Raw genomic sequence first — 14674 nt, forward strand, 5'->3', positions numbered from 1 at the left:
TGAGGTCTTTCTGCACTTCACGGAGAACAACAATGACAAAGCCCGCGCTCCAACATTCCCCGGACGGGTTCTACCTGAACCGCACGCCGTGGTTCGCCTTTATCCTGCTGTGCTGCTGCTTCGCGCTGTGGGCAGCGGCGGCGAGCATGAACGACGTGCTGATCGCGCATTTCAAGAAAGCCTTCCTGCTCAGCGATTTCCAGACGGCATTCGTGCAGTCGGCGTTTTATCTGGGCTACTTTTTCGTAGCGATACCGGCGGCCATGGTCGTCAGACGTTTCAGCTACAAGACCACCATTCTCATCGGCCTGCTGCTGTACATGGTGGGCTGCTCGCTGTTCTTCCCGGCGGCGTCGATGGCCAAATACGGCATGTTCCTGATGGCGCTGTTCGTCATTGCCGCGGGACTGTCGTTTCTTGAAACGGCCTGCAACACCTACTCGACCCTGATGGGCCCTCGTGAAACCGGCACCCGTCGCCTGAACATCTCACAGACGTTCCACCCATTCGGCGCCATGGCCGGGGTGTACGTGGGCAGCTTCGTGATGTTCAAGGACACCGACGCCAGCCGCGAACAACTGACTCAGATGAGTGCGTCCGAGGCGGCGATTCAGCAGTTGGAGATGATCCAGTCGACGCTCCTGCCGTACAAATGGATGATCGCGGTGCTGATCCTGATGTTCGTACTGATCGCCTTCACCCGGTTCCCGGCGTGCAAAGGCAACCTCAAGGACATCGCCAAGACAAGCAGCGTGGCGCAAAGCCTGTCTCGCCTGTGGCGTAACCCGCGTTTCACCTTTGGAGTGCTGGCGCAGTTTCTTTACGTCGGGGCGCAAGTGGGGGTTTGGAGTTTCACCATTCGTCTGGCCATGCAGATGGGCGGCATGAACGAGCGCAGCGCGTCGTGGTTCCTGCTGACCACCTTCGCGGCATACTTTGTCGGCAAGATGATCGCTAACCTGTTGATGCGCAAAATGCACCCGGCCAAAGTGCTGGCGATTTACGGCGTGCTGACCATCGTGCTGCTGGCCTACACCATCCTGGTGCCGAACATCAGCGCCGTTTACGCGGCGGTGGGCGTGAGCATTTTCCTCGGCCCCTGCTGGCCGACCATTTACGGCCTGACCATCGACGGCCTGGGCGAAGACACGGGGGTTGGCGGCTCGCTGCTGGTGATGAGCATCGTCGGCGGCGGGGTGATGCCGATCTTCCAGGGCCTGCTGTCCGATGCGACCCATGGCAACATGCAAATCGCCTACAGCGTGCCGCTGCTGTGCTTCGTGGTGATCGTCGCCTACGCGATCAAATGCCTGCGTGATCCGCGCAGCGAAACGGCGCCGGTCGGTGCGGTGACCGCTTCATGAGCACGATCATCTCTCTGTATCCCGAGCTGTTCAGCGGCGTTGAAAAAACGCTGCTGGCGTCTGCCGACTTTCGTGTGCTGATCTGGACCTACCCTAGTGGCGTGAAGGCGCTGGCGTTGGAGAACAATCGCGGCCGTGTGGTGGTGTTGCCGTATCAGGGGCAGATGATCTGGTCGGCGGTGTTCGACGGCTGCGACCTGACCATGCGCAACATGTTCGACCAGCCGCGCCCGACCCCGACGGTCATCGGCACCTACGGCTGCTTCATGTTCCACAGCGGGCTTCTGCGCAACGGCTGCCCGACGCCGGAGGACGATCATCCACTGCACGGCGAAATGCCTTGTGCGCCGATGGACATCGCCTGGCTGGAAGTCGGGTCAGACGCGAGTGGGGCGTTTCTGCGCCTCGGCGGCGAGTGTGAATACGTGATGGGTTTCGGCGATCACTACCGCGCCCGCCCGAGCGTGACAGTGCGTCCGGGCTCGGCATTGTTCGACATCGGCATGGACGTGCAGAACCTGGCGGGCAAGCCAATGGCGCTGATGTACATGGCGCACATGAACTACGCGTACGTCGCCAACGGACGGTTTGTCGAGCCGTTGGGTATTGAAAAGACCAGGGTGCGCAGCAGCGTGCCGGCCCACGTGAAACCGACACCCGCGTGGTCGGCGTACATGGCGGAGTTGACGGAAGATCCTTCGCGTTTGCAGCTGTTGAATACCCCTGAGTGGTACGACCCGGAGATCGTCTGCTTCTTCGACGGGGTAAAGGCGGATGCCAACGGTGACGCGCATTTCCTGCTCACCCATGAAAACGGCGCCGCGTTCTACACCCGCTATAAACCGCAGCAGTTCGATCACGCGGCGCGCTGGATTCTGCACAACGCCGATCAGCAGGTGGCCGCGTTCGTGCTGCCCGCGACCTGCGAGCCGGAAGGGTATCGGGCGGAAAAGGCCAAAGGCAACGTGCGGGAATTGGCGGCCGGGGAGCGCGTGTCGTTCAGTGTGAGAACAGGGTATCTGGCGGCTGGGGAGGTGGGGCAACTGATGGGTGAATTGAAACGCTGATGGCCTCGTCGCGAATGAATTCGCTCCCACAGATTGCCCCGCATTCCGACGATGTCCAGCGCCTTGTAGGAGCGCGCTTGCTCGCGACGTGGTTATGTCAGCTGGCCTATTCGGTACCGATAGACCCTGTCGCGGGCAAGCGCGCTCCTACAGGTCGCCCCGCATCCTGCCTAACGTAGCGGGGCGCTCCTACAGGTCGGCCCGCATCCTGCCTAACGTAGCCTGGCGCTCCTACAGGTCGCCCCGCATTCCGACTAACGATACCCCGCGCCTTGTAGGAGCGCGCTTGCCCGCGACGGGGTTGTGTCCAGCTTGCCCATTCGGTCCCGATAGACCCTATCGCGGGCAAGCGCGCTCCTATAGATGGATATACGGCAGGGTCACACCACCAACTGCGCCCCGTAGCCCTGGATCAAGTCGCGATACACCTTGGGCACTTTCTTGTCGCTGACCACTACATGAAAAGCATCCAGCGTAGCGAAATGCGCCGTGCGCACAGCGTCGAACTTGGAGTGGTCGGCCAGCAACATGCAGTGGCGTGCCTGACGCAGGACCTTTTGCTTGACCTCGACCTCGTTGAAGTTGAAGCAAGTGACACCAAACTGGTCGCTGACTCCAGCCGCTGAAACGAATGCCCATGTCAGGCGAATGCCGTCCAGGATGCTCGCCTCGCTGTGGTGTTCGAAGACCTGATTCTTGCGGTGGAAGCTGCCGCCGCACAACACGATGTTGCAGTTGGGTTTCTGTTGGAGTTTGAGCAAGACGTTCAAGGAGTTGCACACGGCGGTGAACTCCATCTCGTCCGGGATGAAATCGATGACGAAGGGGAGGGTTGTGCCACAGTCGAAGAAGACCGTATCCCCCGGCTTGATGAACGCCGCCGCCAACTTGCCGATACGACGCTTTTCCTCGACGTGTCGTGTGCCTTGCTCGGTGACTTTGTAATCGTTGGCTTCGGAGGGATCGAATGCCAGGGTGATGTGCCCGCCCAGCAAATGGAATTTCTCTGGGTGCCGGCTCAGATCGCGCCGCAGGGTCATTTCCGAGACATCCAGCAGCGCTGCCATTTCACGCAGGTGAATGGCTTTCTGGTCCTGCAGGGCTTGCTGAATCAATTTGATGCGGTCGGATTTCTTGTTGTCCACGGTCATCCCGGTTGTCGATTGAATTGATGTAAAATTAACACAATATGTTATATTTCAAACACTATGGGGTGACGGGCGAATCATCCTCGCGTGCCGCTCGAAGCTTACCGCTAATCGCTGCTCTTGAAGGAATGAGTCAATGAAGATCGAACCCGCCGCCCTCGCGCAGTACATCGACCACACCTTGCTGGCCGCTGACGCTTCTCGCGCCCAGATTGCTGCGCTTTGCCGTGAGGCGCAGGAGAATGGATTCTATTCGGTGTGCGTGAACTCTGGACAGGTGCCCTATGCGGCATCGCTGCTCAAAGGTCAGACGGTGAAGGTGTGTGCGGTCGTCGGGTTCCCGCTGGGCGCAGGGTTGAGTGACACCAAGGCGTTCGAAGCGCAGCAGGCTGTGGCCGCCGGCGCGGGTGAAATCGACATGGTGCTGAATGTCGGAGCGCTGAAGGACGGCCTGCTGGACGTGGTGCGCGATGACATCGCCGCTGTCAAACATGCGTGCGCAGCGGTCCCTCTGAAAGTGATTCTGGAAACCTGCCTGCTGGATGACGCACAGAAGGTCGCGGCCTGTGAAATCTGCCGGGAACTGGGGGTTGCATTCGTCAAGACGTCCACCGGATTCAGCCGTGGTGGGGCGACACTCGAGGACGTGGCGCTCATGCGCAAGATCGTGGGCGCCGATGTCGGCGTCAAGGCTTCAGGGGGCGTTCGGGACTACGCCACCGCCGTGGCGATGATCGAGGCCGGTGCCACGCGGCTGGGCACCAGTTCGGGGATTGCCATCGTCAGTGGCGCCACCGCGCCGACTTCGGGCTACTGAGTCGTTTTATTGTGTCATTCAGTTGCGGGACACCGCTGACTGATTGACCACAGGCCCGCTCTCGGTGGGCCGAGCGCTTGCCCGCCCCCCGTGTTGCTCCGGGCGGGGGGGCCGCGATTCATTTCTTCCGGCAGAAGGCACTGATCTTCCGCGGCAATGAATGGCACACTGCCGGGGTCATTGTTTCTGCTCCGGACGCCCCCATGCCGCAACTTTCCCTCGCGCGTTTGAAGGCACGCTGGTTTTTCTGGTCGTGCATGCTGCTGATTGTCGTAGGCCTGCCCGTGGGCTGCGCGGCGCTGCAGCACAAAGAGCGCGAACTCATCTTCATGATCGAGCCGGGCACTGCCAGTTGGTATCACGGCATTCCGGCGGACGTGCAGGAGCTCGAACTGCGGGCCCCCTCGTTTGGCGTCACGCAGAACATCCACGCCTGGTGGTGGCCAGCAGAACAGAAAGACGCCTCCGCCATCCTTTACCTGCATGGCTCGCGCTGGAACCTGACCGGACAGTTTTTCCGCATCGAGCAGTTGCATGCACTGGGCTTTTCCGTACTGGCCATCGACTACCGAGGTTTTGGGCAAAGCAAGGGGCAACTGCCGTCGGAAGCCTCTGTCTACGAAGACGCGCGCATCGCCTGGGAACGCCTCGAACACCTGCAACCCGATCCTGCCAAGCGCTTGATTTACGGCCATTCACTGGGCGGCGCCGTGGCGGTGGACCTGGCCGCTGAGCTCGGGCGGGATGCGCAGAAGCGCGATGAGCCGGTCCAGGCGCGGGGATTGATCGTCGAGTCGACGTTCACCAACCTGGCCGACGTCGCGGCATCGGTTGCCAGCACCCGGACTTCACTGCCGGTGCGCTGGCTGGTCTCGCAGAAGTTCGACTCCATCGACAAGATCGCCGACATCCGCATGCCGGTGTTGATCGTCCATGGCAGCGCCGATCAATTCGTTTCGCCGCGCTTCAGCGAGGCGCTGTTCGAGGCCGCCCAGGAGCCAAAGCGGCTATTGATGGTGCCCGGCGGCAACCACAACAACAGCATGAACCTGGGCAAGCAGGCGTACCGACAGGCGATTCAGGCGTTGCTCGAGGCGAAGGCGCCGTCGGTGCATGCGACCGCAGCCCCGGCGAACGACCTCAAGCAACCCGGATGACCCCATGCCGGTGTCCATTCATTTTCGAGCGGTGGCTGCTGTCAGCAGTGATACAAGGCCCGGCCGGTCCGCCCGCGCGGGACTACGCGCCGTTGTCTGGGCAGCCGCTTCAGCCGGATCTGCGTGGCGATGCGTCACGCTGAACGGCTTGTTGCACACCGTTACCGACCCCGGATCGCGGTCCGGGACCACGACACCTTGCAACGCTTCCAGCAGTTTTTCGGGATCTTCCAGGGGCAACCTGGCCAAGTGTTCTGGCGGCAGGTTCCACCATTGGCTGGCCAGCAGGCCTTCGATGACGGCCGGCTCGAAGCGATAGCGCTGCACGCGAGCGGGGGAGCCGGTGACCACCGCATAGGGAGGCACATCGCGGGTCACCAGGGATCGGGCGCCGATGACAGCACCGGTGCCAATGGTGACGCCCTCCAGGATCAGCGCGTCCATGCCGATCCATACGTCGTGTCCGATCACGGTCTGCCGGGTCAGTTCAGTCGTCAGCGGCGCCCCGCAGTGGCCGTGGCGCTGCGCAGCCAGTGCACTGTGAGTGCTCAGCCAGTTCAAGGGGTGCGATTTGCGGTTTTGTCCGAGGGTGACATTGCGGGCAATGGAGCAGTAGCGGCCGATGTGCGAGACATCTTGCAATTCCGTGCCGCTGACGATGTCGGTGTAAGCACCAATGCGCAGCGATCGCGCATTGATCTTGACCTGATGCAGTTTGACGCCGTATTCGAGGGTCAACTGCAGTTCGTTTCGCAAGCCCCGGATGCCACTGTCCAGTCGGCATTTGTTGCGAGCGAGGGCGCGTTTGAGTTGGTGGTCCAGCCATAGGCGGCGGAAGTAATTCATGAGTCCAACATTCCTGGTCGGAGCCTCGTGCCGATTGATTGGCCGAGCGCATTGTTGTTGTTTGGAATGACGGTCAGATGGTCGCACAGTTCCCGTGGGATGCAAGAGCCCCGATGATCTGGCGATAAGTGTCCGTGGGCTTGCGCGGGAACGGGCATTCACAACCGCGACCGCAAGTGGTATCTGTGAACGCCTGCCGCCTTTTCAACGATGAGCCCGCGCCATGGACAAGTATTCAAACGGTGAAGCCCACCTGACCCATTCGGAGCGGGACTGGGTGGTGCGCGCCGAACCCTCGCCGCAGTTGGAGCGCATCGAGGCATACTTCCATGGCCATGGCTTCGACATGCACCGGCACGACACCTATGCCATCGGCCATACCCTGTCAGGCGTCCAGAGCTTTCGCTACGGCAAGGAACTGGTGAACAACTTGCCGGGCCAGACCATGGTCCTGCACCCCGACGAACCCCATGATGGGCATGCGGGTACAGAAGATGGCTTTCGGTATCGGATGTTCTATCTGGAACCTGCGATGATCCAACAGGTGCTGGGTGGTAAACCCTTGCCGTTCATCAAAGGCGGGGTGTCCAATGACCCGCGTCTGTTCAAGGCCACGCAGGCGCTGTTGCGTGACCTGCACACCGCCCTCGACCCGTTGGAACTTGACGACGCCGTCTACGACATCGCTATCGCCCTGCAAAACGCCACGGGTGCGCGCAGAGGGCGACAGCGTGTGGATTACATCGCCGCCGAACGCGCCCGTGAATTGCTCCTGGCCAGCCTCGAACACGGCGTCAGCCTCGATGCGCTGGAACAGGCCAGCGACACCGACCGCTGGCGCCTGTCCCGGGACTTCCGTGCGTTGTTCGGCACCAGCCCCTATCGATACCTGACGCTGCGTCGGCTGGACTTGGTGCGCCATTCGATCGCCTGCGGTATGTCCCTGAGCGACGCCTCGGCCATGGCCGGTTTCGCCGACCAGAGCCACATGACGCGCCATTTCGTGAAGACCTTTGGCTATCCGCCCGGGAAGTGGTTGCGGATGTTGAACGGTGCCTGACGAATCAAACCTGACACCGAATCTGTAGGAGCGCGCTTGCCCGCGACGGCGTCCAGCAGGACACCGCTTCTGTGCCCGAGCTGACGCCATCGCGGGCAAGCGCGCTCCTACAGTCTGCGGCGGCAGAGCTATTTACGAACCAGGCATCAACACCTTGATCAACGCCCTGACCACCCCCGGCAGGGCGTCCAGTTCGCGCACCAGAATGCTCCGCTCCCGCACCGCCCAGGCCTCGTCCAGCGTGATGGTCACCAGTTTCATGGTCCGGCTGTGGCGCGTGGCGGCGGACTCGGGGATGATCCCGATCCCCACGCCCGCTTCCACCATTCGGCAGATGGCTTCGAAGCTCGACACTTGAATCCTGAGGGACAGGTTCAGCCCCAGTCGCTCGACGTGATCGCGCAAAAAGCTGAGCAATGTGCTGCCTTCGTGCAGGCCGATGTGCTGAAAGGCCAGGGTCTGCTTGAGTGTCACCTGTTTTTGCTTGGCCAGCTCATGCCCTTCGGGCACGGTCAGGACCAACCGATCGGTGCTGAAATGCAGGATTTGCAGGCCCGCCGCCTCGACCGGTCCGGCGATGATGCCCATGTCGGAGCTGCCGTCGAGCACACCCCGCACGATGTCCCGCGACAGGCGCTCTTGCAGGTCAACGGTCACCCCTGGGCGTTCGGCGAGAAAACCCGCGAGCACTTCCGGCAAGAATTCGGTCACGGCAGTGGTGTTGGCGAAGATGCGAATGTGGCCCGCCGAGTCGGTGCCGTAGTGGGTGAATTCGCTCTTGAGGTAATCGACCTGGCTCATGATCAACCGCGCGTGCTTGAGCAGCCGGTGCCCGGCAGGGGTGAGTTCTACCCCGCGACTGTCGCGGTACAGCAACCGGGTGTCGAGCTGGCTTTCCAGCGCCTTGATCCGGGCGCTGGCCGCCGCGGGGGAAAGAAAGGCGCGGCGTGCGCCCTGGGTCAGGCTCGGGGATTCGCCGATATGGATGAAGAGGCGCAAGTCAGCCAGGTCGAAGTGCATGGGACGGTCCACGAGCGAAAGAGGCGTTCAGCATACATGAACGCCGGTATACGCAAATGCAAATTCACAGAATGCCCGCTCGATCCCATCATCTGCGCATAACAACAAACGCAGAAGGTTCTCTCCCATGAGTGATTCAGATTCGCCGGTGGATTTCAGTGCCTGGATCGGACGGACCGAAGAGGCTCAGGATCACCTGAGTCTCAACCTGATCAAGCGCATCGCCGCCACGTTCGGCGAGCCTGTGCCGGCCGCGGGCGAGGCGCTGCCTGCCCTGTGGCAATGGTGTTTTTTCCAGGAGCCGGTGTTCGAGTCGCAACTGGGCGGCGACGGTCATCCTGCCCGTGGTGGCTTTCTACCGCCCGCCGACAATCGCAACCGCATGTGGGCCGGCGGCCGTGTCGAATTCCTTCAGCCCCTGACAGTGGGGGCTGACGCCCATCGCCTGTCGACCATCCTGCACATCGAAGAAAAACACGGCCGCACTGGGTCGTTGCTGTTCGTCACCCTGCGTCACGATTACTCACAGAACGGCGAGCTGTGCGTGCGCGAAGAACAGGACATCGTTTACCGCGAACCCAATCCCCCGAAGCTCAACAGCGGCGACGCGCCGGAGCAGGGCGACTGGAGCGAAACCATCCACCCGACGCCGACCCTGTTGTTCCGCTACTCCGCTGTGACCTTCAACGGCCATCGCATCCACTACGACTACCCCTACGTCACTGAAACCGAAGGTTACCCAGGGCTAGTGGTTCACGGGCCGATGATCGCGACGTTCAACCTGCGCGCGTTCATCCACGCCAACCCAGACAAACGCGTGCGCCACTTCGCCTATCGCGGCGTGCGCCCGCTGAACGTGCCGACGCCGTTCCGTGTCGGTGGCCGCATCAGCGAGCCAGGAAAAGCGCAGTTGTGGGCGGGCAATGAAGCCGGTGTCGCGCAAAGCGCCGAAGTGCTTTTTGACTGAGCCGGGTTCGACCCAACTCTCTTTTTTTATATAGCCATGGCCAGCCCCGCACTTGCGACGGGGCTTTTGGCAGACGCGAGTGAACACCATGAGTCCATACGATAACGAAGACCTCAATGCCATCCGCGAAGGCGTGCGCGCCCTGTGCGCCGAGTTCCCGGCCGAGTACTGGCGCAAGATCGATGAGGAGAAGGGCTTCCCGGAGGCCTTCGTCAAAGCGCTGACTGACGCGGGCTGGCTGTCGGCGATGATTCCTGTGGAATACGGCGGCTCGGGCCTGGGCCTGGCCGAAGCCTCGGTGATCCTCGAAGAAGTGAACGCCTGCGGCGGTAATTCCGGCACCGTGCATGGCCAGATGTACAACATGTTCACTCTGCTGCGCCACGGCAGCGAAGCGCAGAAAAGCTACTACCTGCCAAAGCTCGCCAGCGGCGAACTGCGCCTGCAATCGATGGGCGTCACCGAACCGACCACTGGCACCGACACCACCAAGATCAAGACCACCGCCGTCAGGCAGGGCGACAAGTATGTGATCAGCGGCCAGAAAGTCTGGATTTCACGGGTCCAGCATTCGGACCTGATGATCTTGCTGGCGCGCACCACGCCACTGGCCGAGGTGAAGAAGAAATCCGAAGGTATGTCGATCTTCCTCGTCGATCTGCGCGAGGCCATCGGCAACGGCCTGACCGTTCAGCCCATCGCCAACATGGTCAACCACGAAACCAACGAGCTGTTCTTCGACAACCTCGAACTGCCTGCTGACAGCCTGATCGGTGAAGAGGGCAAGGGCTTCAAGTACATCCTCGACGGCTTGAACGCCGAGCGCACGCTGATCGCCGCCGAGTGCATTGGCGATGGTCGCTGGTTCACCGAAAAATCTGCTGCTTACGCCCGCGATCGCGTGGTGTTTGGCCGTCCGATTGGCCAGAACCAGGGCGTTCAGTTTCCGATTGCCGAAGCCCATATCGAAATTGAAGCGGCTGACCTGATGCGCTGGCGCGCCTGCGAGGAATACGACAGCGGCAAGAACGCCGGTGCGGCGGCGAACATGGCCAAATACCTTGCGGCGAAAGCATCGTGGGAAGCAGCAAACGCCTGCTTGCAGACCCACGGCGGTTTTGGCTTTGCCAACGAATACGACGTCGAGCGCAAGTTCCGCGAAACCCGTCTGTATCAGGTCGCGCCAATCTCCACCAACCTGATCCTTTCCTACGTTGCCGAGCATTTGCTCGAGCTGCCACGCAGCTTCTGAGGACATCCAGATGAGTCATACCCAGGCAAGCCACACCCAGGTATTGGCGAGCTTTCTCGCCGAGCTGCATTACGAGCAGATTCCCGGGCCTGTGCTGGACCGCACCGAAGACCTGTTTCTGGACTGGGTCGGTTCGGCGCTGGCCAGCAAGGGCGCGCGGCCCATTCCGATCTTCGAACGCTATGCCGAGCGCATGGGCCCGGCCAGTGGAAAGGCAAAGGTGCTGGTCAATGGCCGCGGCACCACTGCGTATTTCGCTGCATTGGTCAACGGCGCAGCCTCGCATCTGGTCGAGCAGGATGACTTGCACAACAGCTCAGTGCTGCACCCGGCGACCGTGGTGTTCTCTGCAGCGCTGGCAGCCGCGCAGGAGTTGGGCAAATCCGGCCAGGACTTCCTGCTGGCGTCAGTGGCCGGCTACGAGGCTGGCATTCGTATCGGCGAATTCATGGGGCGTTCGCATTACCGCATCTTCCATACCACGGCGACGGTGGGCACCCTGGCTGCGGCCGTGGCGGTCGGGAAATTGCTGAATTTCAATCAGGAGCAGTTCATCAATCTGCTCGGAACGGCAGGCACCCAGGCGGCGGGGCTTTGGGAGTTCCTGCGCGATGCGGCCGATTCCAAACAGCTGCACACGGCCAAGGCCGCTGCCGACGGAGTGCTCTCGGCGTACCTGACCGCTGACGGCCTGACCGGTGCGCGCAACATTCTGGAAGGCGATCAAGGCATGGCGGCGGGCATGTCGAGCGACAGCGACCCCTCGAAACTGTCCGACCGTCTGGGCTCGCGTTGGGCGCTGGTCGAGACCTCCTTCAAGTTCCATGCGTCCTGCCGTCATACCCACCCGGCAGCGGATGCGCTGTTGCACCTGATGCAGCGCGAAGGCCTGCGGCACGAGCAGATCGCTCGGGTCATTACCCGCGTCCATCAAGGCGCCATCGACGTGCTGGGCCGGGTCGACGTGCCGCAAACCGTCCACCAGGCAAAATTCTCCATGGGCGCCGTATTGGGCTTGATCGCGGTGCACGGCAGTGCGCAACTCATCGAGTTTCGCGACCTGGCGCTGACCGACGCTGCGGTGGCCGCATTCCGCGAGAAGGTCACGATGGAGCTGGACCCGGAAGTCGATGGCGCGTACCCCGCCCGCTGGTTGGGCCGGGTCATCGTCACCACCACTGACGGCCGCACGCTGACCGCCGCGATCGATGACCCGAAGGGCGATCCGGGCAACACCCTGTCCCGGCCTGAGCTGGAGGACAAAGTCCAGCGCCTGCTGGCGTTCTCGGGCGCACGCACCGCAGAGCAGGGCAGAGCATTGATCGAACGGGTCTGGCAGCTCCGCGATGCGCGGGATCTGGCGGATTTGATCTGATAGCACATACGTGATCGTTCCCACGCTCCGCGTGGTAACGCCTCCCTCGGACGCTCCGCGTCCACGGCGATGACGCAGAGCGTCATGGGATACATGCCCACGCGGAGCGTGGAACGATCATGGGAAGAGGTTAATAGCATGACTCAACAAAACCCTCGTCCTCTGGACGGCATTACAGTGATCAGCCTGGAACACGCCATCGCCGCGCCGTTCTGTACGCGGCAGTTGGCCGATCTCGGCGCGCGCGTCATCAAGGTGGAGCGTCCCGGCGTCGGCGACTTCGCGCGCGGCTATGACCAGCGCGTCGACGGGCTCGCCTCGCATTTCGTGTGGACCAACCGCTCCAAGGAAAGCCTGACGTTGGACCTCAAACAGGACGCCGCTGGCGACATCCTCGAAGCGCTGCTGGGCGAGGCCGATGTGCTGGTGCAGAACCTGGCACCGGGTGCCGCAGCGCGCATGGGGCTGTCGTTCGACGCATTGCACGCGCGCTTTCCCCGCCTGATCGTCTGCGACATCTCCGGCTACGGCGAGGGCGGCCCGTATGAAAAGAAGAAAGCCTATGACCTGTTGATTCAGAGCGAGGGCGGTTTTCTCTCGGTGACCGGCGGACCGGGTGACGAGGAAATGGCCAAGGCCGGCTGTTCGATCGCCGACATTGCGGCGGGTATGTACGCCTACACCGGGATCCTTTCGGCGTTGCTGTTGCGCGACAAGACGGGCGAGGGCAGCCGCATCGACGTCAGCATGCTGGAGAGTCTGGTGGAGTGGATGGGCTACCCGATGTACTACGCCTACAAAGGCGCACCCCAACCGCCGCGGGCCGGGGCCTCGCATTCGACGATCTACCCTTACGGTCCCTTTCCGACCGGTGGAGGGGGAACCATCATGCTCGGCCTGCAAAACGAGCGGGAATGGGCGCTGTTCTGCGAAAAAGTGCTGTTGGACAAAGCATTGGCCACCGACGAGCGGTTTTCCGCCAACTTCAAACGTTCGGAAAACCGCGAGGCGCTGCGTCAGATCATCGTGGACGGCTTTGCCTCGCTGAGCCTCGACGAAGTGGTGGCGCGCCTGGAAGACGCGCAGATCGCCAGTGCGCGGGTCAACGACATGCAAGGTGTCTGGGAACACCCGCAACTCCAGGCTCGGGACCGCTGGCGCACGGTGGACAGTCCCGCGGGGCCGCTGCCTTCGCTGCTGCCGCCAGGGCGCAATGGCGCCTTCACACCGCGCATGGACGGGGTGCCCAACCTGGGCCAGCACACGGCGAGCATTCTCGGCGAACTGGGGTTCAGCGCGGAAGAGCAGGCGCGGATGAGTGACGCCGGGGTGGTTTGAAGGCTCACACCCGCACCGTAGCGTGCGCTGGATCTGGGCGGCACTCCGACGATGGCGTCGATACGGCCAACATCGCCGTATCTGACACGCTGCATCGCGGGCAAGCGCGCTCCTACAGACGATGCGTCCTTACGTTGTGCGCATGACTTATTAACGAGGTATGAACCATGCCCCCATCCATTGTCCGCTCCGCACTGTTCGTGCCCGGCAGTCGGCCTGAACGCTTCGCCAAAGCGCTGGGTGCCGGCGCCGATGCGGTGATCGTCGATTTCGAAGACGCGGTCGAAGAACCGCTCAAGCGTCAGGCCCGGGATAACCTCGGCGCGTTTTTACAGGACACCCCCCACGCCTCGGTATGGGTCAGAGTGAACGCGCCGGAGCATGCCGAGCATCTGGCCGATCTGGCGTTCTGTACGCAGCAGGCAGGCGTTGCCGGCGTGCTGCTGCCTAAAGTGGAGAGCGCTGCGCACGTCGTCGCGGTGCATGCCACCGGCAAGCCCGTGTTGCCCATCATCGAAAGCGCCAAAGGCCTGTTGGCACTGGAGCAGATCGCCCATGCGCCGGGGGTCCAGCGGCTGTCGTTCGGCGGGCTCGACCTGGCCCTGGACCTGAACCTGAACAGCGGCACCGAAGCGGCCCGGCTGTTTCTCGACCAGGCGCGGATGGCCGTGCAGTTGCATTCTCGAGGTGCCGACCTCGCTCCCCCGCTCGACGGCGTGCACCCGGCCATCGGCGACCCCGAAGGTCTGCACCGTGCGATCCGGCACGCCTATGACATGGGTTATGGCGGCGCACTGTGCATCCACCCGGCACAGGTGCCGGTGATTCACGCCGCCCTGGCGCCCAGTGCAATGGATTTGGCCTGGGCCAGGCGTGTGGTCGACGCCAGCGTGGCGGCCAAGGGGGCCGGGGCTTTTCAACTGGATGGCCAGATGGTCGATGCGCCGGTGCTGCTGCGTGCGCAGCGGCTGTTGGCGTTGGGCAGCGATCCGCATTAAAGGCAGGCGGCCCTGGACGCAGGGAGGCTCCTCGCCGCGTGGATCGCGGGCTCATCCCGTCGCGGTGGAGCAGCGGAGGCTTTCATGGAGTGGCACTTTCCAGTGGGTCTGCTAGTTTTCGGGTGACGTCAGCTCTGGCCCGGGGGTGGGGAAGGCAGTGGGTCCACGGGCAGCGTTCAGCATTGCCGAACGCTGGTTTATAGAAAAGCTGATTCTCGAAACACGCTTCGTTGGGCATCGTGAGATGGCACAACGCTCTCGCAGA

12 protein-coding genes and 1 pseudogene are annotated in these 14674 nt (G+C 62.3%); 10 read left to right on the forward strand and 3 right to left on the reverse strand.

Annotation, left to right across the window (positions count from 1 at the left end; all coding sequences use genetic code 11):
* Nucleotides 1-32 precede the first annotated feature (32 nt).
* Nucleotides 33-1364: an L-fucose:H+ symporter permease gene (fucP, locus tag N5D61_RS03710; protein WP_279890885.1), complete on the forward strand. Its 1332-nt coding sequence runs from the start codon at nt 33-35 to the stop codon at nt 1362-1364.
* Nucleotides 1361-2431 (forward strand): aldose 1-epimerase family protein, encoded by a 1071-nt coding sequence (locus N5D61_RS03715; RefSeq protein ID WP_279890887.1) that lies wholly within the window; start codon nt 1361-1363, stop codon nt 2429-2431. The genes fucP and N5D61_RS03715 overlap by 4 nt, the downstream gene beginning before the upstream one ends.
* Before the next feature lie 380 nt (nt 2432-2811).
* Here the strand turns inward: N5D61_RS03715 and deoR are convergent, their stop codons facing one another.
* Nucleotides 2812-3582, reverse strand: a complete 771-nt coding sequence (gene deoR, locus N5D61_RS03720) for a DNA-binding transcriptional repressor DeoR (RefSeq protein ID WP_279890889.1) — start codon at nt 3580-3582, stop codon at nt 2812-2814.
* A gap of 133 nt (nt 3583-3715) precedes the next feature.
* On the opposite strand from deoR, the gene deoC reads away from it, so the two are divergent.
* On the forward strand, nt 3716-4396 hold the full coding sequence (gene deoC, locus N5D61_RS03725) for a deoxyribose-phosphate aldolase (RefSeq protein ID WP_279890892.1): 681 nt from the start codon (nt 3716-3718) through the stop codon (nt 4394-4396).
* A gap of 257 nt (nt 4397-4653) precedes the next feature.
* The gene (locus tag N5D61_RS03730) at nt 4654-5553 is read left to right on the forward strand and encodes an alpha/beta hydrolase (RefSeq protein WP_279891122.1); all 900 of its coding nucleotides are present in this window, start codon (nt 4654-4656) and stop codon (nt 5551-5553) included.
* A 129-nt stretch (nt 5554-5682) separates the two neighbouring features.
* Here the strand turns inward: N5D61_RS03730 and N5D61_RS03735 are convergent.
* Nucleotides 5683-6399: pseudogene (locus N5D61_RS03735) on the reverse strand (CatB-related O-acetyltransferase); the annotation flags it as partial.
* A gap of 223 nt (nt 6400-6622) precedes the next feature.
* Here N5D61_RS03735 and N5D61_RS03740 point away from each other — a divergent pair.
* Nucleotides 6623-7459, forward strand: coding sequence for an AraC family transcriptional regulator (locus tag N5D61_RS03740; RefSeq protein WP_279890893.1), 837 nt, complete (start codon nt 6623-6625; stop codon nt 7457-7459).
* Between the two features lie 132 nt (nt 7460-7591).
* On the opposite strand, the gene N5D61_RS03745 is transcribed toward N5D61_RS03740, so the two are convergent.
* The gene (locus N5D61_RS03745; RefSeq protein WP_279890895.1) at nt 7592-8479 is read right to left on the reverse strand and encodes a LysR family transcriptional regulator; all 888 of its coding nucleotides are present in this window, start codon (nt 8477-8479) and stop codon (nt 7592-7594) included.
* Between the two features lie 127 nt (nt 8480-8606).
* Here N5D61_RS03745 and N5D61_RS03750 point away from each other — a divergent pair, with 127 nt between their 5' ends.
* The 5 genes from N5D61_RS03750 (at nt 8607) to N5D61_RS03770 (ending at nt 14409) form a co-directional block, all read left to right on the forward strand.
* Nucleotides 8607-9446 carry a MaoC family dehydratase N-terminal domain-containing protein gene (locus tag N5D61_RS03750; RefSeq protein ID WP_108238412.1) on the forward strand — a complete coding sequence of 280 codons (840 nt, stop codon included), beginning with the start codon at nt 8607-8609 and terminating at the stop codon, nt 9444-9446.
* Nucleotides 9447-9534: 88 nt separating this feature from the next.
* Nucleotides 9535-10698, forward strand: coding sequence for an acyl-CoA/acyl-ACP dehydrogenase (locus tag N5D61_RS03755; protein ID WP_279890898.1), 1164 nt, complete (start codon nt 9535-9537; stop codon nt 10696-10698).
* A 10-nt stretch (nt 10699-10708) separates the two neighbouring features.
* Complete coding sequence (locus N5D61_RS03760) at nt 10709-12073, forward strand: MmgE/PrpD family protein (RefSeq protein ID WP_279890900.1); 1365 nt, start codon at nt 10709-10711, stop codon at nt 12071-12073.
* Between the two features lie 138 nt (nt 12074-12211).
* Nucleotides 12212-13411 (forward strand): CaiB/BaiF CoA-transferase family protein, encoded by a 1200-nt coding sequence (locus N5D61_RS03765; protein ID WP_279890902.1) that lies wholly within the window; start codon nt 12212-12214, stop codon nt 13409-13411.
* Between the two features lie 167 nt (nt 13412-13578).
* On the forward strand, nt 13579-14409 hold the full coding sequence (locus N5D61_RS03770; protein ID WP_279890903.1) for a CoA ester lyase: 831 nt from the start codon (nt 13579-13581) through the stop codon (nt 14407-14409).
* Nucleotides 14410-14674: the final 265 nt, after the last annotated feature.

The sequence above is a fragment of the Pseudomonas sp. GD03842 genome, from assembly GCF_029841165.1.
Taxonomy (GTDB): domain Bacteria; phylum Pseudomonadota; class Gammaproteobacteria; order Pseudomonadales; family Pseudomonadaceae; genus Aquipseudomonas.